Here is a 23,767-nt window from a genome sequence, read left to right on the forward strand (position 1 = left end):
AATGAAACTCAACGACTTCTGGACTGAACGCTTCCAACCGTCATGCGCCGGATTGCGCGAATGCACGCAAGCCGGATATGAGAGCGCGTGGCAATGCCACATCGAACCCTCACTCGGGGAAATGGACATGGACGCGATAACCGTCGAATAAGTGGAGACATGGCTTGCCTCGATCCCAACCAAGGGCGCGGCGCGCAAAGCATGGAGCGTGCTACGCCCGATGCTGCGCAAAGCACACAGGTGGGGACTGTGTCAGCGGGACATCACCGGCATGGTTCACGCGCCCAAGCAGCCACGCCATGAGCCGCCAATCCTCACCAATGAACAGATACGCACCCTATTGCAGGGCTTCTGGGGGCACGAACTTGAAGCCTGGCTCATCTGCGCTCTCACCCTCGGACTGCGCAGGGAGGAAGGCATGGGCCTCGAATGGGAAGACATAGACCTCAGAAGCGGCAAAGTCAGAATCAGACGCGCACTCCAATGGGTCAACGGCCACGAATCTCTCGTGCCGCCGAAAACCGAGTTGAGCCGACGAACGCTCATACTCCCCCGCTTCGCCGTCCAACGCCTCCGACAAATCAAAGGCAAAGGACGCCTCATAGGCGCGCTCACGCCGGAAATGGCCGCACGCCGCTACGAATCATGGTGCAAACGCCATGACCTGCCCTACGTGCCGCCTATGAACCTCAGAACATCGTGGGCAACCAGTTCGCTCGCCGCAGGAGTTGACGTGGCCGTGGTCTCACGCATGATGGGCCACAGCAGCATCACCACCACAGCCCGCTACTATCTGAGGCCTGAGCTGGACGTGCTACGCCAAGCGCAGAGGCAATGGGAGAAAACCATCATCCGATAGGAGTCGGCATTACCAATCCCTCAAGTTCGATTCCGGCGAGTACAACCTTGGCACCGTGCAGCCGAACGCAGGTGTTGAAAGGACGATAAACTTCTCAACCAGCTTCTCGCGTCCGCCGATTGTGTGCGCCGGTAATGAGCAGGGACAGTTCGTCACGAACGTTGACCGCATCACCGCGTCCAGCTTCCACGTCATCAGCCTCAACCGTGCCAGTGACCAGTCCCGCGTCGGCACCGTCCACTGGTACGCGATGGGTGTCTAGCATTACCAATCCCTGCTCACGGATTCAGGTTTGTATGACGCTGGAAACATCTCTACCGGGCAGTCGCGTGGAGGTGTCATATCCTTCTCGCAGAACTTCAGCCGCACGCCGGCCGTGAGTGCTGGCAGCAGTCAGGCCGGTGTGATTTTCAACATCACCGACCTGAGTTCGCAAAGCTTCAGCTACGCGCTCTACTCGGTGTCAGCGAACGCTCACGTCTCCATCCACTGGTCAGCGGTCGGCGTCTAGCATTACCAATCCCTGAAAACCGATTCAGGCAGTTACAGCATCGGATCGATCAGCGGTCAAGGCTCCTACGTGTCCGGCAGTGTGCGATTCAGTACCCGTTTTACCGAGCGTCCTGCGGTGACTGCCGGCTGTAGTCAGGCCGAGGTTCTGATCAACGTCGTGGGCGTCACCACGAGCGGATTCTCATTCACCGGTTACGTGGCCGGCAACAAATCCACAAGCGGCGTAAGCCTCGGATGGACTGCCGTTGGAATCTAACAGCATTACCAATCCCCATGGCCGGTTGGTTCGATTTACCTCAGCATGAGCAGTAGCAATCCGTCATCGAACTTCGGTGGAACGTGGCAGCGCATCGCCGAGGGAAGGGTGCTGGTCGGTGCCGGTGGAAGCATTTCGGCCAACGAGACCGGCGGCAACAGCACTCACACGTTGACTACCAACGAGATGCCCCGCCACCAGCACGCCATCACCCTGTTGCAATCCGGGTCAAACTCCGGAAGCCTTACCTCGGTGAGCGCCGGCAACGGCCAGGGCAGCAGCCGCGCCGTGAACACCGACTGGCAGGGCGGCGGTGCCGCGTTCAGCCTGATGCAGCCCTATCTGGGCTGCTACATCTGGCAGCGCATCGCCTAACCGGTTAGAAGTTCGTCGCTCCTTTTGTGCCGTTGACGTGTACACCATTGCTGTCGATGATGATGTTGTATTTGCCGAAAACAATGGCGGTGTAGCTCGGCCCAAGATCGACGTGCGAGTTATCGCCGTACATGATCTGGGCGCTGGAAGAGCGTAGGAAAACCTGCGCTGAACCGCCGCCAATCGTCAAAACCTGGGAGTCAAAGGATTGGTAATGCCCATCAGCCGAAGAACTGGGTTTTGCCGTTGTAGTTCAGGCCAATGCCGCTGCTGTTGATGATGATGCTGTTGCGGCCGAAGCTCATGGCAACCGAATCACTGGCTGCGGTGAGCTTCGCGCTGCTGCCGTAGGTTACGTCAACATAGGAGCCTTGGATCGCGACCTTGCTTGCGCCATAGCTGATGGTGACGGAACCGGTGTTCGACTGTTTCACGTAATCATCCAACTGGGATTGGTAATCTCGCGTGCTAACATAATTGTTCTGCACCCACGATTCAGTGGCGTAACCGGAAAGGCTCGGAGTCTCACCGTCGCGCCCGTCCTTGCCTGCTGGCCCCTGAGCGCCGGTCAAACCGCGTTCGCCCTGAGGCCCCTGAGGCCCGCGCTCACCCGGGTCACCTTTTTCACCCGGATCACCCTTAGGCCCCGGTTCGCCCTTGGTGGGCAGTTTGAACGCGATATTGCCGGTGCTGGCATCATATTCCGCACTCACCTCGGAACCGGCCACAGTGGCCGAGGTCACCGACTTGACTCCCGTTTCACCCTTCGGCCCGACCGGCCCTTGAACACCCTGCGGAACACCGATAACGGCATGACCATTCTCCAGTGTGATTGTGGCCTGACTGCCGGGGGTCAGCGTGGTCGCCTCAACGCTCGTAATGCCCGCAGGGCCGGCGGGGCCTTGCGTGCCGACCGTCAGATCACCAATCTTGTCGCCCACACCCAACGCCGAAGAGGAAACCGTCTTCACGGTGTAGGTGCCGCCATCCGAGCCGATCAGCACGTCACCGACCTTGTACTCGAAGCCGCCCGGATTGCTGACCGAACTCAACGCCACATTGCTGTTCGCCGAAATGGGCACGCCAACAAGGAACGTGTTCGTACCCGCAGGCCCCTTGAACGCACCCACGTTATGCCAAGCCGCAGCCGCGCCACTGGACGCGTAGTAGATGTACAGATCGTTGCCGATCAGATACGCGTCACCGACGGTGTTGCCGGACGACGGCAGATTCGACTCCGCCGCGACGCTGCCGAGGATCTTCAAACCCTGGCCCACGGGGCCCACAGGCCCCTGGGGGCCGACGGCCCCCTGAGGCCCGGCCGGCCCGGCTGGCCCGGTAGGGCCTTCGGGCAGTCCGAAGTCCATGGTGTTCATGCCATTGACCTTGTGATTCTTCACATAGGCCGGCTGGTCATTCGGCACGGTGGTGACCACACCAATCTCCACACCGAAGTTCGACACCGTATCGAACGCATTGTTGGCGGCGGTCTCCGCACGCTTAGCTGCCTCCTCGGCCGCGTTGACCTTCTCCTCGAACCAGTTGCCGCCAGTATCCGAATCAACCGCCGCCAAACGCAGCACGCTGCGCTCCACGATGCCCGTGATGAGACGCGACGCGATGACCGTCGAACCATCGATGATGTCGATGCCCATATCAATCGGCCCGCTCTTGGTGACGGCCGCACGCGGCACGGGAACATCCCACGTGGCCGTATTCTCACCCTCCACGCGCGTCATATCACGGAAATCACCCGGATTGTTCTCATTGCTCGGTTCGCTGTTGAACTTCAACCGCGCCTTCAGATTCGAGTCCAACACGGGCAAGCCGGCGTCGGTGACGCGCACGCGGATGACGCGACCCGCGAAATCATCCTGATTCAAACGCACCGGCTCCTGCCAGTCGTTCGCACGGTCGATGGTGATGAGAATCCTTCGATTGGCGTCCAATGCCATGATTCACTCCTTTTGTTTGATTTTGGGTATGAGAAAGCCCCGCAGGCGCAGGGCCTTACGGGGCTTGGAAACTTGACGAACGGTTTTTATTGAACGACCACGGGCAGCGTCACCTTCACGTCCGGGTAATCCCGTAGCGCGATGGTCACGGCGAAACTGCCGTAGTTGTACGGCTGCACTTCCAGCGTGCTTTCGTCCCGCTGGGTGACGTACAGGTAATCCTCCGACGATGAAGTGGCCGTCCACTCCAACCCGGAGGGAGTGGTCTCAACCGTCACGGTGGCCGTGTAGGTACCTTGATCCGGGTGGATGGTCACGCTTTCCGGTGTCACCTTGATGCCCATGGCGGCGTTGATGGTGACGTTCACGAGCCGATCCACTCCGCTCGCCGTGTTCCTTGCCGTGACCACGCCCGTGCCGGCAGAAAGATAGTTGACCGTGTACGTAGTTCCGGCCTTGTGTTCGACCGACAGCACGCGGGAATTGTTGCCCATCACGGTCAGTGACTTGTCGGTGGCGTTCTCCGGCAGCACGGTGAACGTGACCTCTCCGCTCTCCCCCGCCGTGCCCTCAAGCGATGTCGGCTGCGCGGTGATTGACGTGACCGGCACGCTGGCCGTGCTCACCGTCACCGCCACGCTGGCCGTGATCGCGGGCGTGGCCTTGCTTGCCACGGTGATCGTCGCATTACCAGCCTTCACGGGAGTGACCGTGACCGTGGTTCCACTGATGGTCGCGGTCGCCACGCCCGTATCACTGCTTGTGGCGGTCAGCGTTTTATCGGTGGCGTCATCCGGTTGAATGGCGACGGTGAATGATTGCGGCGAACCCATGGTCACGGTCAATGAGCTGACGCTGGCGGTGATGCCGGTGACAGGTTTCGTCTCCGGCGTCTCCCCGCCGCTATTCCCTTGTCCTCCGTAATAGGTTTGGATCAGCATGTCACGCTCCCCTCAACACGGTTACGCGCACGCGCAAATCCTTCTCAGGAGTGGTAGAGCACGTGCAGCGAATGCTGCCCTCCGGCACTGCGGATTGCATCGAATGGTCGGTGAACACCGGCTTGCATTTGTCCCACACCGCCAGCTCGGTCAACGGATCATAGGGGCTGACGAGATTCGCCACACCCAAACCGTCCACCGTGACCGTGCACACGTTATCCGTGAACGACGCCACGGGGAAGGTGACGTTTTTGACCGTGCCGACCTGAGCGACCGTGGCCTGCGCCTGCGAGGCCAGGGCGTTCGCCGCCTCGGCCGTCTGGTTTGCGGCCAACGCGACCTTGCTGACATCGCCCACGTTCTCAATCGCGGTCTGCGATGAAGCGTGCGCCGTATCCGCGATGCTTCGCGTAGCATCCCAATTCGGCTTGCCACGCCACAACGCGTCAGTTGCCTTCTTCAACGTGGACTGGTATTCGCCCATCGTTTCGATGACAGTGCCCACCGTGACCGTGCGCGTCGCCCCATCAGACAACAAGTCCTCTTCAAGACCGGTTATCTCGCCCTCCAACCGCAATGCGGGAGAGAACGTGGTATCGATGATCTGCACGATGTCTCCCACGTCCACGCGCTCGTACGAGGGGATCGTGCCGTCATCCAAACGGATCGCGGCCACATCCACCTCGTACTGCACCTGCGGCGTGAAATACTTCTTGGCATCTTCCTGAGCCTGATCCATCAACGCGGCCACCGTGTCGATGTCGGAATGCACGATCACCCCGTACGATTGTTGGATAGCGCCCTTCGCATCGACCATGCCCCACTGGTTCAACACGTCATCCGACGCTTGCAGGTAGGGTTTGCCATCGTTCACGGGGCTGATGCTGATGAGGCGTTCCACCTCCTCGTCATCCGGGTCGGGCGTGCTGACCGTCTCCGACTTGCCGTACACGTACAAACGCGTGTACACGGGCTGCTCCTCGAACGTGCGCCGCACGCTCTTAAGATCGCGCCCGTATTCGAACCGTTTGCCCGTATGCTCGCCGGACTGTGGTTTCAGGAAGTCCACATACCGGTGGCCTATCCCATCCAACGTGCTCTCCACCTCATACCGGGTGGTGAACCGCAGACCGTACAAATCGGCTATCGACTGCAAAGCGTCCCAACCGTTCACGGCCTCAAGTTTCACGTCACGCGCATCAACCGACTCGTCAATGTTGCCGACGCTCCACCGGGTGCCGTCGAGCACGTATTCCAATGCTCGACGCGGCCCGATCTTCACCTCCTCGAAATATTCGATGATCGGCCGCGAAGCCTGAATCTCCTGCAAGCTGTTCACCGCGTGAACATCCAAGACGGGCATGCCGTCCTCGCGGATCGTCTCCGGGGATGTCACCCAATACTCGTGCCAGTTGCCGCGACCGTCAACGAAGATCAGGTAATCGCCTTTCAATACGCCGTCATCGCACCGCAGGTCAAGCGTGTCCGACCACGAGTCGTCCTGGATGCTGCGCTTCAACGTCGCCTCGAACACGTTTTGGGCGTCACCCTTGGGTTTGCCCCAACGGTCGTAGACCACAAACCTCATGCTCATAGCAGCCACCTTGGCGTGTAAGTCCACAGGCTCACGCCCGCGGAATCCTGCACCGTGTTCGAACCGGGTATGAGCATGGGATAATCCGAATCCACGCTCGGAAACACGGGCTGAGTGCCGTAGGTCGCGTAATGCTGGTCGCAATCCACGGTCAGCGTCCACGACCCGTTGAAATCGGCGTTGAACACCAACTGGGCCTGATTCGCACTGCCCTCGTTGACCGTCAGGTAATACCGTTTCGTACCCGCCGGCGGCACACAGGTGACCGTCGGCCCGGTGGGCCGGTTGCCCTCGACCAGCACCGTATGCACTGCGGTACTGGTCTCGAACGAGCGCGGCGTACCGTACACGTATGGCCGGCAGCTGACCGTGACCACGCCCAACGAGCGCACGAACACGCCCTGCTTCCACTCGTCAGTCCAATTGATCGACGTGATACGGCCGATGAACACTCCCGGCCAGTTGCGCCATTGGACTTCAACCGTGGAACCGTTCAACAAGGCGAATCTCGTCTTCGACTCCACGGCCTCCGCCTCGTCGCCCCACATGCCCACGTTGATCGTCAGCGTGCGCCTTTGCGTCGGGATCGCATTGTTCATCCCGTCAACGAGCGAACCGTCAACGAGACCGGGCACGCCGGGCAGTTCGGTGAACGACGTGCCCATGGACAATTCGCCCACCTGCACGCCGTCCACGCCCAGCCACAAACCCCAATGGGATAGTGGCAGCCCGTTGATGCGCAGACCGTCATCGCCCCAATCACCGGGTTCGCGTTTGAACAAGCCCTCGCCGGGCGGATAATCGGCCATTTACTTGCCTCGCTTTCCCTCGATTCGCATGTTCTTCGAGATGATCGGCGTCAACCGGTAGCCCAAACGGCGTTCGTCAACGTCCAGCTTCCAACCGGAAACCTTCGACAATGCGCTCAACGCCGCCTGTTCCATCGACTCCATGCTTACACCCGATGACGGTGCGGCAACGGTCACGTTGAACCGGTTGCCCTGACGGCGGATCGCGTTCGTGACCGAACGCCCTATCGCCGCCGTGTTCACGGCCTGCTTCAGGAACTGCGACTCATTGGACGCGGGCAGCACACCATACCGGTTGATCACGTCGAGAGCGTTGCGACCATACGCCTTGTCGATCTTGTCAACCGACGCGGCGCGAATCACATACTCGTTGGTCGAAAGGTTCGTGGGCACCGAATCCGAAGTCCACGTGCCAGGCCCCTTGATGCGCCCGCCCTTCGCCCTGTTGGTGGAAACGCCGGGAGCATAGTTGCCTCTCGTCACATGGCTTTCGATGAACTCGTGGAACGTGGTGACCCTGATGGAAACCGACTTCGACTTGACTGCCTGAATCGCTTCCTTCAGCGCAACCACCTCGGCCGACCCGGAAGTGCTCGCCAGAATCTTCGACTGCCAGTCCTTGGGAATGTTCCTTACGGCACGGTCAGCCTCTTCGGCGCTGATCTTCGTGTTGCCGTCCGAATCGATCTTCGTGAACCATTCGGGCGGGATGGCATTCACGGACAATTCCGCCTCGTTGGCGAACGGCGTGGTGTTGCCGGTCGCCTGAAGGAACGTGATCCAATCCAACGGCACATGATACACCGCGTTCTTGGACTCGTTGGCGATGCTGACGGTGTTGCCGTCGGCGTTCAGATGGGTGCTCCATCCTTCGGGAACGTTCTCGATGGCGGTCTTAGCGGTATCGGCCTTCTCGGTCACATTGTCAATGCAGTCGAGAATCCACTGAATCTGCTTGTCAGTCAGGTTCAGGTCAGACAATGCGTCGCGCACTCTTTGGGCGCGTTCCTCGGCGGTGCCGTTCGCGTTCAACAGCCATTCGAGATCCTTGGGCTGCATACCCAAGGCCTTGAGGTTGTTGGCAACGTTCTCGGTCTTCCACTCCGCATCACCGTCGGCGTTCAGCATGAGCGTGATAGCCCTCGCGTCCGCGCCGTTGCTGATCCTGTCCACAACGCCCTGCAACTGGGTCAGATCGCTGATAGCACCGGATGACACGGCCTTCATCACGATCCTGTGCTCTTGGTCGCCCTTCTTCCCATCGGGGAACAGGTCGCGGGTCAAACCAAGATACTGCTGCATGTCGGCCTTGGCCTGGGCGACGTTCGCCTTGAACGTCGTCTCGATTTCCTTAGGCGTCATCAGATACTGGTCGGCCAAACGCTTCGCGGCATCCGCATTGCCGGTCATCTGGGTCGCAGTACGAACGAACTGGTCTCGCAGCTCGCCCTGCTTGCTGATGACCTCGGCCTGCGGTTTGCCGGCGTCTATCATCGCGTCCATGTACGAGTTCGCGCCGGACGCCAACTGGTTCAACGAGTTCGCGGCCATACGCCCCGCCTCGGTGAAATAGTCGAAGTCCTGCGTCTGCGAGTTCCACACGGACTGGCCCTGCGCCATCAGGGCCTGCACCTGGCTTATGGTTTCGCCCATGCCCTGATAGGTGGTGGCGTACTGGCTTGCGGCCTGCGACGCCCGAATGCTGGCGTCGGCCTCCTGGGCCTGAGCCTGCGACACCATTTGCATGGCTTGGGCGTGATTCTGCTCCAACTGGGTTTTTGACTGGATCTTCGCGGCGATCTGTTCGAGGCTGGCACCCTCTTTTTCGAGGGTGTTGACGCGCTTCTCGCTGTACCCGTTCGCCACGGCGGTGGTGCGCAGGTTCTCCAACGCGGACTCGCGCTGCTGTTTGAGCGCTTCGACCAGTTTGACACGCGCACTGGTATCATCCTTGGTGCCGATGATGCCGTTGAGCGCCTGACCGGTCAGCTCGTTCATGGCCTCTTCGGTGGGTTGCAGCTGGTTCAACAGCTTCTCGTAAGAGTCGCGACCGCCGGCTACCGCCTTGCTCATCTGATCGATGGATACGCCCGTAACCTTGGATGCGTCGCTCACGCTGTCGAAACCGGTCATCATGTCGCTCAACCAGTTCCAACCGGTCTCGCCCACGTCCGGGTCGCTCAGGTTCTGTTTGATGGCGGAACCCAAGACACCCAACCCGTTCGCGGTCTGCTGCGCGGTTGACGAGATGCTGGCTATCGCGTTACTGACGTTCGCGGAGGCCTCGGCGGTGGCGTTGGCCTTCGACTGGTAGTCGTTCATCGCCGTGCCAATTGCGGTCAACCCTGCGGTGACGGCCAAGCCTGCCGGCCCGCCGAACATGCCAAGGATGGCACTGCCGGCCGTCTTAGCCCAGCCGCCGACCGTTTTCACTGCGTTTCCGAGCTTGCCCATCGGAGCGCTCAACACGGTTGTCTTCGCCGCCGTTTCGGCAACGTTCCTGGACAATCCTGCCATCGCCTCACCGGAGGCCTTGGCCTGCGCGTTGAGACTAGTGAACATGCCCATGTTCGAAGACAAGGCGCTCGTCACGCCACTGCCATTCACGGCACGCATGGCCTGCGCCAGCTCACGGAAACCCATGGACGAGGTCTGCGCCTGCACGCCCAACTGAGCCAGCATCGTCTTGTACTGCAACGTCTGCTGGATGTTCGTCAGCATGCTCTGCTTCAACGACGATATGCCGTTCGTCCACGTCCTGCCGAACGTGGCCCACAAGCCAATCGCCGCCTGCATGGGTGCCGGCAGCGCGTTGAACGCGTTGGCAACGCCGGTTGCGGCTGTTGCGATGGCCTGAATCATCGGGGCTGCGGTGCGCAGCGTGTTGGCGAACGTGCCGCCGAACGTACGCGAAAGACTGCCGGTCATGCTCAACAGCTGGTTGAACATCGGGCCGGCGTCATCCAACGCGCCGAACGCCTCACGGAACCCGTCACGCAAACCGCTGCTGAAATCGCTGATGCCGGTCTTAGACTGGCGCAGCACACTGCTCACGGTCTTCAACGCCGTGGCGGCGGTGGCCCCCGCGTCGGAGAACACCTGACTGGTGACGTCACGCAGGTTGTACGCGTCATCCCCGATCTGGGAGAACACGCCCCTGAACTGCTCCTGAGCATCCTGAGCGCCCTCACGCCAAGCGCGCAACGTGTCCTGGAACTTGAACGAGTTCACCGCACGGTCAGCGGAGGCCAACGCCTCACTGAACCCCTGGATGCCGTTCTCACCCTCGGCGAACACGCCGAACACGCCCGACATGATGCCGATGAGCGAGCCGATGGAATCCTTCAGATAGCCGCCCTGTTCGGCGGCTTCGCGCAACGCCTCGTTCACACGCCCGGATTCGGAAGCCTGCTGCACCCATTCGCGCAACCGTTCCGTGTTCTCACTGAACCAGTCGGCCATGTCCGGCAGCACCTCGCTGCCAGTGGAGCCGAGTTCGAAGAACGTGGCCGTCAACGATTCCAAGCCCGGCACCATGCGGGTGACGGCCTCATTGGAATTGTTGAATATCGTGGACAGCTTGTCAGCCTCGTTGGCCTGCGCGATCATGCGGGCGATGCCGGCAGCGGCCAAGCCCTCGGCGGTAGCCATGCCAGTCAATCCGGGCGTGACCTGATCGCCGATGGCGTCGGCCATGCTCGTCAACGCTGGCGTGGCCTCCTTGTAGAAGGCCTGAACCACCTTGTCGGACAAGCCGCCCAACGCGGTGTTCGTCAGATCGACGTTCTCCTTGAACGTCGCGCCCTTGTCACCCCAAGCCTGATACAGCACGTACAGGGCGGAGGCCATGCCCGTGATCGCCGCCGGAGCCGCGAACGCGGCCTTGCTCATCGACAGTATGGAACTGCCGATGCCGCCAATGGTGCCGGCAACGTTGACCGCGCCCGCGCCAAGCGACGCCAGCACGGAGCCGATCATGCCGGCCTTCGGCACAATCGTGTCGAGGTTGTCCATCAGGTTGACGAACTTCTCGAACTCGTTGCGCACGCCACGAATACCCGTGGCACCGACCGTCAGACCATCAATGACGCGCCCAAGGTCACTGCCGTGGAACTGCGCGTAGATATCCACGGTGCGCGGGCGGGTGAAGTACGCGAGATGCGCGCTAGCCAACGCGGTCTGCAAATCCAAGTCCATCTTGAACTCTTCATTGCTTCGCTTCCACTCGTCCAAACGACGTTCGGCACGCTGCATGTCGATATCGAGATTCGCCTTCAAATCGGCGACATGACGCACGTTCGACGGATCGCTCTCAATCGCGTCCGCCAAATCACGCATACGCTTCGACAAATCCTCATGGTCGAAGCTGATATCAGCCGGCACGTCGATGCGCTCACGCTTGAGACGGTTCAACCGTTCCTCAAGCTCCGTGGCGGAATCACGCCAACCCGTGACCCTGACCTCCACCTCCGCGCGTTCACGCAGGTTTTCCAGTTCACGGCGCAAACCATCCTCGAACCCCTGCTCGTCCAACAGGGTGTGGATGCGCAACGGGTTGCGTTCAAGCTCGGCACGCAGACCGCGCACACGAGAGTTCAAACGAGTCAGATCATCATTGAGCCGGTCGCCCGCATCACTCGGCCTCAGGCTGGCAAGCGCCTTTTGCAACTTGTACAGCTGCTGTTCCTGATCGCCGATATCCTCGCTGAACTCCTTGGCCTGCCTGCTGTACTCGGCAACGACCGCACGAGCCTTAGGGATGGAGTTCGTCGTATCCTTCTGCGCCTCGTTGAACGCACGGGTACGCACGGCGGCCTGGCTCATGTCCACGCCCATACGGTCGAAATCAGCCAGCTTCGCCGTAGCCATGCGGGCGAGATTCTTACTCAGCGAACCATAGGCGGCGGAAACCTCATTGACCGTGGTCGTGTGACGATCCATGCGCTTATGCAACGAATCGATTTCCCTGCGGGTAGACTTGATGCTCTCGCGTATCTTCGAGCTCGCGTCCTGCGTCTTCGATATCTGCTTGGAAACGGAATCGATTTCACTGTTCAGGCTGCGTAGTTCACGCCGCAAAGCGGAAACTTTTGCTCTGTCGCCGTCGCCAATTGCCTTCTCAAGGCCGTCGTGAAGCTCGTTGGATTTCGAGTTCAATTCGTCCATGCGTTCGCCGAGGTTCTTCAACTCGTCGCCGTATGGTTTGAACTGCTTGTTGAGACTGGTCAGGCTCTTGCGCTGCTCGTCCAACTGCTGCTGCCATTGGTCGAGCTTCAACGCCGGCGGTTCGATGACCTTCGCCTTGTTGAAGATGTCGTTGAACCCGCGAACATAACGGGTAGCCATCTTCGACACGGCCTTCGCCATGCCCGCGTCATCGGCCTTGACCTTCGCGTCGGCAGTGAAGTCCTTCGACAGTTTGCGCCACGAGTCGCGAGCCTTGTCAACGTTCGTAAGCTCCGCGTCGAGCTTCACCGTCTGCTTGTAGGATTTGCCGTCAAGGCCGCTCGTGGCCGCGCGATACCGGCCCAAGTCCGCATCGATCCTGGCTTCGACGTTGATGCCGTCGGACGCGAGCTTGCGCAAACGCGCCTCGAACTCCTCCCAACCCTTCGGCACCGGCTTGACGTCAACGCCGACCTCGCCTGCGGAATACTGTTCAACCATGCCGACCCCCCCAACGGTTCAGAAAAAAGAGAAAGAGAGAGTGTGGGAGTATGCGAAAGCCCCGGCGAACCACGATTGATTCACCGGGGCTTTCACGTCCCAGAAGAAGGACTGCCACTTGATGAGACGCCGCAATCCCCAAGGCGTCGGAATAAACAGGACGACGGAACACGGCCCTAGCCGCGTCTGCCGCCCGCGTTCAGGAAGGCCAGCATCTCCTCATACGACGGGTCGTGATCAACCCACACGCCACTATCGGAACCACCAGAATCATTCGGACTGGTGCCGGGCGGGGAGAACAACACGGGCTTCGCGTCATCGGTCACGCCATGCGCCGCACGATAATTCGCCAACAGGAGCATGAGACTGTTCGCCATGCTCGCCCGAAGCATCGTGTCCTGAGACCACTTGCGCCAAGCCAGCACGCGCAGCGAACGCCCATCATCCCCACCATCACCATCCTCCGTTTCGGGCGGGTGGTGTTCAAGCATGAACGCCCTGTACAGGCTGCTGTCATAGCCTTCCAACCCCAACAGGAGCCGATACAATTCGACCGGCGGAAGCGTATGCTTGCACGCCGGCCAATCAAGTTGATAGAATCTGCGGAAATCAGCGGTCAGTTCTACCGGGCACTCACGGAACCGGTCTTCGACCGCGCGGATTTTCCCAAGCCGTCCGCAAACCAGTTGAACAAGCCAAGATACGCGGAGAACACGCCGATGGGCGGCAATCCACGACGCCACTCGTCATACGCCCGCTGGTCAACGGCGATGTTCATAAGCCAACCGTCGATCATCTCGATGATCGCGGCCATCCTGTACGCGATCTCCGCATTGTTATCCTCAGCGGAAGAGGCGGCGGTATCGTCATCCTTGTGGGTTTGAAGGGCGTTGATGGCGCGCATCTGCTCGGCAACGAAATCACCGACCGGCATCAAACGCATCGAATCGGCCGGCAGCAAGCGTTCGGGCTGCGTCAACTCCGGCAGCGTCGCATACAGGTCATTGCTCGCCTTGAACTCGTCCCACGTCTCCGGCATCACCGTATCGGCGGAAGAAGTATCGGTATCGGCATGCTGTTCGGAAGCCTGCGGTTCAACGGGCGTACCGGCGGCAGGAAGAACCTGCGGCTGCTCCTGAGCCTGAGTCTGCGTTGAGGCGGCGGTGGCGGCAACCGGGGAAGGCTGCACCGCCTGCACGGCAACCGGCAGCACGTTCACATTCTGCTCATTCGTATTGTTTTCCATGATCTAATCTCCTGTGATTGTTCCTGTGTGTTGGTATGAGTATCCCCGGCCGGGCCACAGGAAACCCGGTCGGAGACGAATGGAAAGGCCCGCCCAATGGGAACGGTCGGGCGTGGGTTAGGCGAGGCCGGGGCCGTCCATGTTGGGCACGTCAGAGTTCATGATGTGCTGCGCGTACTTCGAGTTGCCGAGCAGCCATTGCCGGTTGGCCTCGACCTGCTCGCGGCTCATGTCGGTGACGAGGTAGGTTTCCTCGGCCTGCCATTCCGTGGATTCGATTGGCGTGCCGTCCCCGCCGTATTCGCCGATGGTCTTGACCTCGCGAATGTTCTCGCGCAGGCGCACGTCGGCCAGGCCGTCGAATCTTGGGTAGTAGTCGAGTGGTTCGAGTTTGTTGAAGGAATGCACCGTCTGCGTGGTCATTGCTTCCTTTCCTTTCGTTTCGAGAGCATGCGTGATGCCCTGCGTTGGATTCTGTCGATGTGGTTCCTTCGCCGGAACCTGATGTTGTCGGAGTTTTTGAGCCACCCGTAGTAGCTTGAGCAGCGCAGGGCGCGAGTCCTGCACATGCTCTTGTCGGCGCGTTTGAACGCGCGCCGGGCGCGCAGGAACAGTTCGGGGCGGAGCGTGGTGCGGTTGGGTGTGAACCGGAAGCCGACCATGTCGAGCTGGTCTGCGCCGACGCGCCCCACGTCCCAGCCCTCGTGCACTTTCAGGTGAAGCATCTGGTCGAGGTAGGATTCGAGCCGGTGCGCGCACATGCGCACATCCCTTTTATCCCTGCCGAGAAGCATCATGTCGTCCATGTAGAACAGCACGTGCGATGCCAGGCGCACCCGCTTGCCGCGCCTCGGCTTCCACTCGCCCAGCGCGTAATGGTAAGCGCCGGCGAGATAGTAGTTGCCGAGGGTTTGCGACAGGTAGGAGCCGATGTTCAACCCGTTGGTTCCCCGATGCGTTGATATGAGGATCCAGATGAGGCGCAACAGGGTCGCGTCGCCGATGTCGTGGTCGAGCATGCGCATGAGCGTCGGACGGTCGATGCTGGGATAGTAGTGGATCACGTCGAGCTTGGCGAAATACCTTGAGCGCTTGTCGTGCAGCCAGCGTTCTATCGCGCGTTTCGAGTCGATGATGCCGCGCCCCTTGATGGTCGCGGTCTGCCACCGGCCCAACCTTGCTTTGATCAACGGCTGCAACGCGATCACGGCCGCATGGTCGCAGATCTGCTGTTCAACGCTCTCACGGCCGATGACACGGTGCTTGCCGCTGATCGGCTCGACACGGTTGAAATAGCGTATCGGCTGAAACCGGATACGCCCGGTTTGGATGCCTTCGGCCAAACGCAGGGCGGCGGCGTCGAGGCCGGGATTGCGTTCGAGCCAGCGTTTGACGTCATGCCTGTTCCGCTTGCCCTTCAGGTAATGGTCAATCGCCTCGCGCATGAACCATTGCGAGCCGACGTGCGTGTGTTTGCAGCGTGTTTTCATGTTTAAGCTATCGGGGATGGTGACGGCGTTCCCCGGTGCTGGACGGGATCGGGTACAAGCCGTGCTGCTGGATCTGATTTTCGCCATCATCATGGCGTGGCTGGGGCCCTCTCCATGCCGGGAGGGCGAGATGCGGCCTTCTGCTGTTTTGCTCCCGGTTGGCGACCCCCGTAGTTCCACCTGGTATTGGACAGACCGTTGTTCGCGTTGACGTAGAACCAACCGGCCTTGTCCCTGTTCCTGAGCGTGCCGAAGCGACGACCCGGAGCGGAGCCCACGGGGGCGACCACAAATCCCAAGAATTGTTGTCATAGTGGGCGCTGGGAGGGGGCGTGGCCCCCTCGCTTCGCTCACCCCCACCGGTCTCAGGCGTGCGCCTTCGACCGGCCCAGCGCGGATAGGCGACCCCCGTAGAGCCACCAGGTACTGGACAGACCGCTGTTCGCGTAGACGAAGAACCAACCGGCCTCGACCCCGTTCCAGAGCGCGCCGAAGCGACGGTTGGCGTAGGTGTTGCCGGTGCCGGGGTTGGTGTACATGGCGTCGGTTAGGCCGGTGGTGCTGGTAGCCGAACGGCCGTTGGGTACGAACACGCCCTTGGAGAGGGTCATGTCCTCAAGGTAGAAGTTGTCGGAAGCATCGAGCTTCGTGGTGGCGGGATAGTCGCCGACCTTCTCCATGCCCTCGCCCGTGTCATTCTGGCCCGCGACATCCCAGCAGCGCCAGAGTTCGGCGTGGGCCTGCGTGTCGGAGTCTTTCACGGATTTCACTATCGTGTCCACGTCGGTCTCCAGACGGCCGCAGAACAGTTCGATGCCCTGGAGCAATACCGGTTGGAAACGCTTGTTGACGTTCGCGTACGCGTAGCCGTCCATGCCCTGCACATTGTCGTTGTGGCCGGTGTGGGGCGGCATGGTGGTCAGCACGTTGTCCACCACGGCGTCGAACGGTTCGCCATCCACCGTGATCCAGCAGGTGTCGCCGTCCACCGTGATGTCGGTGATGAGACGATACCACGCCACCGCCTGGCCGGTATCGCCGCGATCACCGTCCGCGCGCTTGGTGACGGTCACACGCCCGCCCACATAATAGGAGCCGCGTGCGGAGGCGGCGACGGGCACGCGGTTCGACGCGGCCATGGCCGCGGTCAGTTTCGCGGTGGCGTTGTAGGTCATGCAGCCGCCGAAATCGTTGATCTGGTTCGTCGCATACTTCACCAGATACATGCACTGCACGTAGAACGTGTCGGCCTGCACTCGGCCCGACCAGCCCGCGCCCTTCGCCGTGGCCGCACTGCGGTTGTTGGCAGTGCTGCCGAACCAGTTATCGGTGAACGCGCCCGACACCGAAGCGAACGGATTGGCGTCGGAACGGCTGGCCGCGTACTTCGCGTAGGCGAGGAACGGGCGCAAACTGCCGTCGGGAAGGGTCAGGCCCTCCATCGGCGTATACCCTTCCAGCGGGGAGTCCGACAAGTCCAATGATTCCGCATTGTCCGCGATGGTGAACTTGTACCATAGGGGCGGCGCGATGATGAACACGTCACCCGCTGAGCCGTCACGGGAGAAGCCGTCAGCCTGGGTGCCGGGCTTGACCATGCCCTTGATGGCGGTCACATGCGGCACACCGTCCTCGTCAACGGTCAGGTTCACCTCAAGATTATGGAACAGGTTGATCTGCTGGTACGGGTCATCGCCGGCGGTATCGTTCGTGGAGGCCACCGGGTTCGCGATATTCGCGTTCGCGCCGGTCTTCGTCCAGTCGGGCGCGTTCGACGCCGCACACGTCGGCTTCTGCACACCATACGACTTGCCGTCACGGCGAGCCAGGTAATAGTTCTGCCAGTTCGTCCACTCGCCGGCCTGCGCATCATATTCAAGGTCGGCGCTCACAGCAGCCGGCAACGCCACACTCCCGGCCTTGCGCAGGTTCGCACCCTGCACGGTGCAATCCACGACCGTCGCCGTCTGGCCTTCGGTGCCCACAATCTGACCGTTTTCAGGCCATGAAGTCCAGCCATCATCTATCGCGCAGACCTGATCATAGGAAAGCTCCAACGCCTCGCTGCTGAGCTTGTAGCGGCGCATCAGGCCCTCGCCCACCGGCTCAGCGACGGCCAAGGTCTGGCCTCCCAAACGCGGCGTGGCGGTAACGGTCAACGCACCATACAAGGGTGCTGGCAGGGTTGCGCTGCCTTTGGCACGCGCCTTACGGGACGTGGAATCAACGTCAACAATGGTGATGACTCGGCCGGCCGTACCATACAGGGCGTCGTCATTCGTCAGCGTCTGCCAGTTGCTGTTCGCCGCCAGCACCGTGCCATAGCGCACGTCGGGCAGTTTACCCGCGTCGTCAACATGCCACAGGCGCAGCCGGTTCGCGGCGGCAGCGGGTGTCACTGCGATGTGCTGCGCGCCCTCCACACCAGTGGCGGTAACGTTCAATTCACCCAAGGTGCCGACGATGCGCAGCTTGGCGGTATCCGATACGCCCTGGAACATGCCGCTCAGGGTCACGTCACCCTCGTCCTCGCTGACCGTGTAATCGCCGGGGCTTCCTTCCACGGGCGTCAATCCGCCCGTCACCGACCATTCCGCACGATCGGTCACATCTTCCTCAACCATCATCCACTCCTTAAACTCGAAAAACAGTTAGGGGGGGGGGCTGCAAGAAACACGCAGCCCCCTGTTCCGTCGTTAGTATCGGGCGAACAATCGCACCGACAAGCGTCCTCCCGCAGCGATTTCAGCGGGAACCTCACCACCCCCCGCCAGCGCGAGGCGCACGCCGGTCACGCTTTTGGGGTCACGGTCACGGCAACCGTGGCGGTCTTCGTCTCGTCGCCCTTGGCCTTCACGGTCACGTTCACCGCGTTCTCGGTCTCCGCCACACCGGTAACCGTCACGGTCTTGCCGTTGATCGACGTGGTGAACTTCGTCTCGTCAACGCCATCCAGGGTGAAACCGGTGTCGGTGGCGTCGGACGGCTGGATGGTCACGTTGAACGTGGCGGTCTTGCCGGCCTCCACGCTCACCGCAGTCGGGGCTACGGTCACACCGGTCACGGCGACCGGCGGCACGAACGCCTCCGGCACGATCAGACCCCACGTGCCCTGCTCGCCCTTCGGGCCGCGCGGCAGGCTCGAAGACGCCTTCACACTGCCGGTGAAACCGAACTCCGCGAAATTATCGCCGGTGAAGTTCGGCAGACCGTTGAACGCGAACGACACATTGGGCAGGTACAGGCCCATGGTGATGTTCTCGGCGGTATCCTTCGCAACCACGAGGAACGCCATATCCACGGCTCGCTTGTTCAGCGTGGCGACGATCATCCTGCCGCCCAACGCCTCCCAACCGTTGTAGATCAGCTTGACGGTGTCCTTGTCGCCCTGCAACGCGTTGCCGGTGAACGTCAGCGTCGAATCGGAGTAGCGGGTTCGAGCGTTGTCCATCAGCCACGTGGCAAGGGCCTCCGGGTCGCCGCCATCAAACGAGAACTCGATCTTGTTGTCGTTCGACGTGTGGCCGAGGTTCACCCAATCGCCCACCTTCTCAACGGTCAGGTCGGCGAACTGGGTAAGATCGTCCGGCAGCTCGGTTTCGGCCGGAGCGGTGAAGATGGTGCCGCGAAGCGGCTGCATCACGCTTTTCAGATTCACGGACATAATGTCTCCTTGCATATGAGAAAACCCCTCAAACCGTTTGAGGGGTTATGAAAAATCATTTGATTAACGGGAGGGTCAGTGCGGCGAATGGGCTTCCAGAACCTTGTCGGAAACCCACGCGCTGACCCTTTTGCTGGTTGACAGGTCGGACGAGCGACGATGCCCCACCGGGTTCTCCACCACGCGGCTGATCGCACCCACATCGGGAACGGTGCCGTTGAACGCCCACGAGGCGACCACACGGGTCAGATGACGCATGATCTTGGCGGCTCGCTCCGGGTTCATGCCCAACACGTTCAACGTCAACGGGAAACGCCACACCCATGCGCGCATGTTCCCGTCAACCTGCACGGGTTCGCCGACCTCGAAGATCACCAGGTCATGCGACTGCAAACTCGCATCGGTGCCGGGATCATAGCCGCTCAACACCAGCACCGTGCCGGATTCCTCCGGCCGGTACGGGTATTCGCGGCGCAGGAGTTCGCCTATGAGATGGTTCGCATCCAACCCCTCGGTGATTTCGGGGAACACGGTCTCAAGGCTCGCGTGAACGACTTCCGCCATGATTAGAACCCCCTTGCCGCGTCCCTGATGATGTGCTTGCCGGGTATCCACCTATCAGCCCACACGTTCCAGTAGCCGAACTCCAAGTGGGAGGCGATCTGGTCATGCCGTTGACGGCCGACCGTCTGCGTGCCGATAACGTTCAACACGACCGCGTAATGCAGGCCGTGCGCGTGAACGCTGATGGAAATGTCGCCGGCGACGCTCTTGCTTACGGCGCGCGCGTCGGCCAAGGCTTTCGCCCTTGCGGCGATCCTCTCGGCCGTCATCCTTGCTGCGGGAGCGCCGAACCGGTGCAGTATCTGCAACCGGTAGTCTCGTTTGAGCCTCACGTACCCCATGTGCGCGAACCCTCCGGTACTGCCGGGGGCGGCACGTGCGCGGGCGAGAACTCGTCCACCATCACGCGCCTGGCCTGAATCTCCCAATGGTTGACCATGCTTGAACCGGAATCAAGGTTGCTCGGAGCGCCATCGACCTCGTACAGGTTGCCCTCATACCAGAGCACCGTGTTGATGTCGCCATGCCATTCCGGCGCGGCGATGGTCAGAGTGAACTTTTCCGACAGGCCGCCCTGATCCAACGGGGTGGTATCCTGCGCCCAGTTATCGCTGAACACGGCCTGCTTGCGGGTGCGTTCCTCCACGCTGCACAAACAGTATGCGGGGTCGCCCGTCTGGAAATACCATGTCCCGTAATCGGTGCGCAGCATTCCTCCCTGCTGCACGATGATCGTGTCCTTGTACAGGAGCGTGTCGGGATGTTTTTCGACTATGCCGGCAACGCCGTCGTACAAGCCGCCGCCGCCGAGAGTGTTCACGTCAACGCCCTCATACAGGTTGTTCAGGTTCAACTCTTCGCTATCGGCCATCGCAACCTCCGGTCTTACATGCTGTAGATGCGGTTCACGCCCATGCCTACCGTGCCTATTGGGCCGCGCCCCTCCGCGTATCCGTCGAGCAACTGCTTTTCGCGTTTGCTCACGTACAGGTTCGGACTGGCGTCATAGCCGGGCGGATTCGACTGGTCATCCCTGCGCTCGTACTGGTAGACGCCGTTCGACTCGCTTTTCAGCGTCGAATAGCGCATCACGCGAATGACCATCGCGCACACCACGTAGGCGAACGTCTCCTCCGACAGGTCGCCGGAAGCGAGTCGGACAGCGGCCGCGTTGGACGAGGTCAACGCCATTTCGGCGGCGACGCGGCAACGCGACTGGATCCACTCCACCGGATAACGGTCGGAAAGGCCGGGCTGGTCGAGCAGGTTGACGCGCATCCACTTCAACCAGTCGATGCTTTTCACATCAGCCATGCCCAGCCTCCCGGTTACAGCACGTTCGCCTTGAACGTGCTCACGGCCTCCTGAAGGATAGGCAGCGCAGTGCCGTTCACCCACAGGTCATAATTCGCCGGGGCCGTATGAGAGAGCAGCACGCCGACAAGACCATCGTTGACGGTCTTGTTGATGCCATACTCGTCATCCTGGCCTTCGGCGGTCGGGCCGTCTGCGGTGAAACCGAGCAGCGGATCATTGAACGAGGGGAACATCACGAACGTGGAATCCGGGATCAGGGTGGTGGTGTCAACCTCCATCTTGAAACCGTTGTCAAGTTCCAGATTCTCGTAGATCTCATCGATCATGCGAACGTCGGTCAGGCCGAGCGTGGCGAGATAGCCGATGACCTGCTGGCGGGTCAGCTTCGGGCTCGCGTAGTCAAGGTTGGTGACCTGGGCAAGTTCGCGGCGAATGTTCTCGTTCAGACGCAACGCGTCGATGACCTTCGTTGTGGTGATCACGGCGTGCGGGATGCGGCCCTTGTTCTTGCGAATGACCTTCACCCATTCCTCAACGTCGGTCTGCACGTCTGCGGTAACGTCGCTCCACAGCTTGCCGCCGGCCGGAGCCTGGTTGTGCTGGTTGCGGGGACGCTGGAAGTCAGCCTCCACGTTGATGCCGGAGTCCTTGACGGACAGCTTGCCGTTCATCAGCGCGTCGATGCAGTCCAGTTCGATGGTCACAGCCGCCTTGCGGCCCAAGCCAATGAAACCGTCCTCGGCCTTCGAGCGAATGTATTCCTTGTCGTTCGGATGGCGGGCGATATCACGTTCGGTGATGTGATCCATACCGGACAGCGGGATCAGCTCGGTGTGAGCGGAAGCGGTGCTCGTCTGGCTGGAAGTGTGGCCGACCTCGGCGTCAAGCGCACGACGGTGCATACGGCCCGTGGTCTGGTTCGGGATCACCGGAGTCCAGTCAACGACCCACAGGCCCTCGTTGGACTTCATCGGGAACACCTTCGACATGGGAAGGATGTCGTGAACGCTGTCGAAACCAGCCTGGGCAATCTCCGTTGCCTCACTGGGCGGCATGATGGTTTTCTCAATTGCCATCAGATTTTCCTCCTTGAATACACGAAAGCCCGCATGGAACCATGCGGGCTTTGAACATTTCGGTAGGGCGGTTACTCATATGTGGCGACCGCCTTGAACGCCACTCTTCCTCCGGCCGGAACGTCGCCTGACGCCGGCGAGCCGTCGGCTCTGGTCAACTTCAGGCCGGTGATTATTTTCCCGACGGAATCACGCCGTCGGCCACCTTCGCGGCAGTAACGGCCTTGTCGGCCAGCTTCTCAGTGGTCACGGCACCGTTGGCGAGCTTCGCCGTGGTAATGGAGCCGTCGGGAACCGTGGCCTGCGAAGAACCGCCAGCCTCGGTCAGGGACAGCTTGGCGATGATGGTGTTGTCCTCGTCGATATCCCAGAAATCACCACCCCACACTGCGTCGTCGGCAGGGATGACGGGAAGGTATCGTTTGCGGATATCACCGCGATAGCGCATGCCCACCATCGGTTCGCCGACCGTCAGGCCGGAGAACTTGACATTGCATTCGATCTGCGATTCCAACAGGCCCCAGATTTTCTCCTGGCGACCATCGGTGGCATCCGGGTCATAGGGGCCGAACAGTCCCTCGTATTCTCCGGAGTTGACGCGGGCCAGCGGGATGCCGCTGTTGATCCACACGACGGTGGCCTCGTCTCCCACTCCGGTGAGATACTTGTCACGCTTGGCGGTATCGGTAGGATTGAACAGCGCGGGGGCGATTGTCACCGAAACAACCCCGCCATCCTGTTCACTGAAACGCCAGCGCTTGTCGTCCTTATGGGTGACGACGCCGCTGTAGCTCACGATCTGCTGTACCATGGCTTTTCTCCTTTACTGCTTGTCTTGGTTCTTTGGTTTGAGGGCTTCGAGCTTCTTCCTGACCCGCTTGTAGGCTTCGCCGTCCTGTCGTTTCGGATTGACGGCACCGCTCGGGTTCTCAGCTCCCATGGCGACCTTGCGGGCCAGCGCATCCTCCTTGACGGGCGGTTTCGCCGGCTCCTTCATGGTCGAGAACTTGGCGATTTCCTTGCTGTAGTCCTCGGCCCATGCGGTGATTTCATCCGGGTTCGATGTCTTGCAAAGCTTCTCGAACGCCTCATCGGTGATCTGCGGGTGGGCGATTTTTGCTCGAAGGCGAGCGTTCTCGGCCTCCAGCTGCGCAGCATGCGCCTTGGATTCCTGCCAGCCCTTGTAGTTGGCGTTGGATGTGTTCTCGTTCTTGCGGCTGAACGCCTTCCACTTGTCGCGGTCGGCGATCACCTCTTCGAGAGTCGGCGTGGCGGTGTGGCCCTCGCCTTCATCCTCAGGTTTCTGCTGCTGTGGCTCGTTGCCACTCTCCGGCTTCTGGGGCGCGGGGTCGGTGGCAATGGCCTTGTTCGCGCCGTTTTCCGGCTGTTCCTGCGGTTCCTTTTCGGTGGCCGCGTTATTTTCAAGGGTCATGCCCTCTCC

At 60.9% G+C, this 23,767-nt stretch carries 23 protein-coding genes and 1 pseudogene; 5 read left to right on the forward strand and 19 right to left on the reverse strand.

What is annotated here, in order from left to right; translation table 11 throughout:
* The first annotated feature begins 1 nt into the window (after nucleotide 1).
* Nucleotides 2-151, forward strand: a complete 150-nt coding sequence (locus tag G1C95_RS12530; protein ID WP_169171910.1) for a tyrosine-type recombinase/integrase — start codon at nucleotides 2-4, stop codon at nucleotides 149-151.
* A 69-nt stretch (nucleotides 152-220) separates the two neighbouring features.
* On the forward strand, nucleotides 221-859 hold the full coding sequence (locus tag G1C95_RS05205; RefSeq protein WP_169171911.1) for a site-specific integrase: 639 nt from the start codon (nucleotides 221-223) through the stop codon (nucleotides 857-859).
* Between the two features lie 94 nt (nucleotides 860-953).
* Here G1C95_RS05205 and G1C95_RS05210 read toward each other — a convergent pair whose 3' ends face one another.
* The gene (locus G1C95_RS05210) at nucleotides 954-1,124 is read right to left on the reverse strand and encodes a hypothetical protein (protein WP_169171912.1); all 171 of its coding nucleotides are present in this window, start codon (nucleotides 1,122-1,124) and stop codon (nucleotides 954-956) included.
* 27 nt (nucleotides 1,125-1,151) lie between these two features.
* Here G1C95_RS05210 and G1C95_RS05215 point away from each other — a divergent pair, with 27 nt between their 5' ends.
* The 3 genes and pseudogenes from G1C95_RS05215 to G1C95_RS05225 all read left to right on the forward strand — a co-directional run.
* Nucleotides 1,152-1,370, forward strand: coding sequence for a hypothetical protein (locus G1C95_RS05215; protein WP_169171913.1), 219 nt, complete (start codon nucleotides 1,152-1,154; stop codon nucleotides 1,368-1,370).
* Between the two features lie 69 nt (nucleotides 1,371-1,439).
* Nucleotides 1,440-1,628, forward strand: a complete 189-nt coding sequence (locus G1C95_RS05220) for a hypothetical protein (RefSeq protein ID WP_169171914.1) — start codon at nucleotides 1,440-1,442, stop codon at nucleotides 1,626-1,628.
* A gap of 30 nt (nucleotides 1,629-1,658) precedes the next feature.
* Nucleotides 1,659-2,003 (forward strand): annotated as a pseudogene (locus G1C95_RS05225) (phage baseplate protein); the annotation flags it as partial.
* Nucleotides 2,004-2,224: 221 nt separating this feature from the next.
* On the opposite strand, the gene G1C95_RS05230 reads toward G1C95_RS05225, so the two are convergent.
* From G1C95_RS05230 to G1C95_RS05310, 18 genes are all read right to left on the reverse strand, one after another.
* A complete protein-coding gene (locus G1C95_RS05230) occupies nucleotides 2,225-3,958 on the reverse strand; it encodes a collagen-like protein (RefSeq protein WP_205832732.1) in 1,734 nt (577 codons plus the stop codon).
* Nucleotides 3,959-4,044: 86 nt separating this feature from the next.
* Complete coding sequence (locus G1C95_RS05235; RefSeq protein WP_169171916.1) at nucleotides 4,045-4,899, reverse strand: Ig-like domain-containing protein; 855 nt, start codon at nucleotides 4,897-4,899, stop codon at nucleotides 4,045-4,047.
* Between the two features lies 1 nt (nucleotide 4,900).
* Nucleotides 4,901-6,493 (reverse strand): phage tail spike protein, encoded by a 1,593-nt coding sequence (locus G1C95_RS05240; RefSeq protein ID WP_169171917.1) that lies wholly within the window; start codon nucleotides 6,491-6,493, stop codon nucleotides 4,901-4,903.
* Complete coding sequence (locus tag G1C95_RS05245) at nucleotides 6,490-7,302, reverse strand: phage distal tail protein (RefSeq protein WP_169171918.1); 813 nt, start codon at nucleotides 7,300-7,302, stop codon at nucleotides 6,490-6,492. Before G1C95_RS05245 ends, G1C95_RS05240 begins: the two co-directional genes overlap by 4 nt.
* On the reverse strand, nucleotides 7,303-12,969 hold the full coding sequence (locus G1C95_RS05250) for a hypothetical protein (RefSeq protein ID WP_169171919.1): 5,667 nt from the start codon (nucleotides 12,967-12,969) through the stop codon (nucleotides 7,303-7,305). It lies immediately after the preceding gene.
* A 176-nt stretch (nucleotides 12,970-13,145) separates the two neighbouring features.
* Nucleotides 13,146-13,460, reverse strand: coding sequence for a hypothetical protein (locus G1C95_RS05255; RefSeq protein ID WP_169171920.1), 315 nt, complete (start codon nucleotides 13,458-13,460; stop codon nucleotides 13,146-13,148).
* A gap of 131 nt (nucleotides 13,461-13,591) precedes the next feature.
* Nucleotides 13,592-14,215 carry a hypothetical protein gene (locus G1C95_RS05260; protein ID WP_169171921.1) on the reverse strand — a complete coding sequence of 208 codons (624 nt, stop codon included), beginning with the start codon at nucleotides 14,213-14,215 and terminating at the stop codon, nucleotides 13,592-13,594.
* Nucleotides 14,216-14,332: 117 nt separating this feature from the next.
* Nucleotides 14,333-14,638, reverse strand: a complete 306-nt coding sequence (locus tag G1C95_RS12535; RefSeq protein ID WP_240947442.1) for a hypothetical protein — start codon at nucleotides 14,636-14,638, stop codon at nucleotides 14,333-14,335.
* Complete coding sequence (locus G1C95_RS05265) at nucleotides 14,635-15,705, reverse strand: RNA-directed DNA polymerase (protein WP_240947443.1); 1,071 nt, start codon at nucleotides 15,703-15,705, stop codon at nucleotides 14,635-14,637. Before G1C95_RS05265 ends, G1C95_RS12535 begins: the two co-directional genes overlap by 4 nt.
* Before the next feature lie 365 nt (nucleotides 15,706-16,070).
* Entirely contained in the window at nucleotides 16,071-18,332 is a 2,262-nt protein-coding gene (locus G1C95_RS05270) for a hypothetical protein (protein ID WP_169171922.1), read from the reverse strand.
* Between the two features lie 164 nt (nucleotides 18,333-18,496).
* Nucleotides 18,497-19,369 carry a phage tail tube protein gene (locus tag G1C95_RS05275; protein WP_169171923.1) on the reverse strand — a complete coding sequence of 291 codons (873 nt, stop codon included), beginning with the start codon at nucleotides 19,367-19,369 and terminating at the stop codon, nucleotides 18,497-18,499.
* Between the two features lie 75 nt (nucleotides 19,370-19,444).
* Nucleotides 19,445-19,933 (reverse strand): hypothetical protein, encoded by a 489-nt coding sequence (locus G1C95_RS05280; protein WP_169171924.1) that lies wholly within the window; start codon nucleotides 19,931-19,933, stop codon nucleotides 19,445-19,447.
* Between the two features lie 2 nt (nucleotides 19,934-19,935).
* Entirely contained in the window at nucleotides 19,936-20,274 is a 339-nt protein-coding gene (locus G1C95_RS05285; protein ID WP_169171925.1) for a hypothetical protein, read from the reverse strand.
* On the reverse strand, nucleotides 20,262-20,804 hold the full coding sequence (locus G1C95_RS05290) for a hypothetical protein (RefSeq protein WP_169171926.1): 543 nt from the start codon (nucleotides 20,802-20,804) through the stop codon (nucleotides 20,262-20,264). The genes G1C95_RS05285 and G1C95_RS05290 overlap by 13 nt, the downstream gene beginning before the upstream one ends.
* Nucleotides 20,805-20,818: 14 nt before the next feature.
* Nucleotides 20,819-21,247, reverse strand: a complete 429-nt coding sequence (locus tag G1C95_RS05295) for a hypothetical protein (protein ID WP_169171927.1) — start codon at nucleotides 21,245-21,247, stop codon at nucleotides 20,819-20,821.
* 14 nt (nucleotides 21,248-21,261) lie between these two features.
* Nucleotides 21,262-22,326 (reverse strand): major capsid protein, encoded by a 1,065-nt coding sequence (locus G1C95_RS05300; RefSeq protein ID WP_169171928.1) that lies wholly within the window; start codon nucleotides 22,324-22,326, stop codon nucleotides 21,262-21,264.
* A gap of 172 nt (nucleotides 22,327-22,498) precedes the next feature.
* Nucleotides 22,499-23,137: a hypothetical protein gene (locus tag G1C95_RS05305; RefSeq protein ID WP_169171929.1), complete on the reverse strand. Its 639-nt coding sequence runs from the start codon at nucleotides 23,135-23,137 to the stop codon at nucleotides 22,499-22,501.
* A 12-nt stretch (nucleotides 23,138-23,149) separates the two neighbouring features.
* A complete protein-coding gene (locus G1C95_RS05310) occupies nucleotides 23,150-23,758 on the reverse strand; it encodes a hypothetical protein (protein WP_169171930.1) in 609 nt (202 codons plus the stop codon).
* Between the last annotated feature and the right edge of the window lie 9 nt (nucleotides 23,759-23,767).

It is taken from the genome of Bifidobacterium oedipodis (genome assembly GCF_012932425.1).
Taxonomy (GTDB): domain Bacteria; phylum Actinomycetota; class Actinomycetes; order Actinomycetales; family Bifidobacteriaceae; genus Bifidobacterium; species Bifidobacterium oedipodis.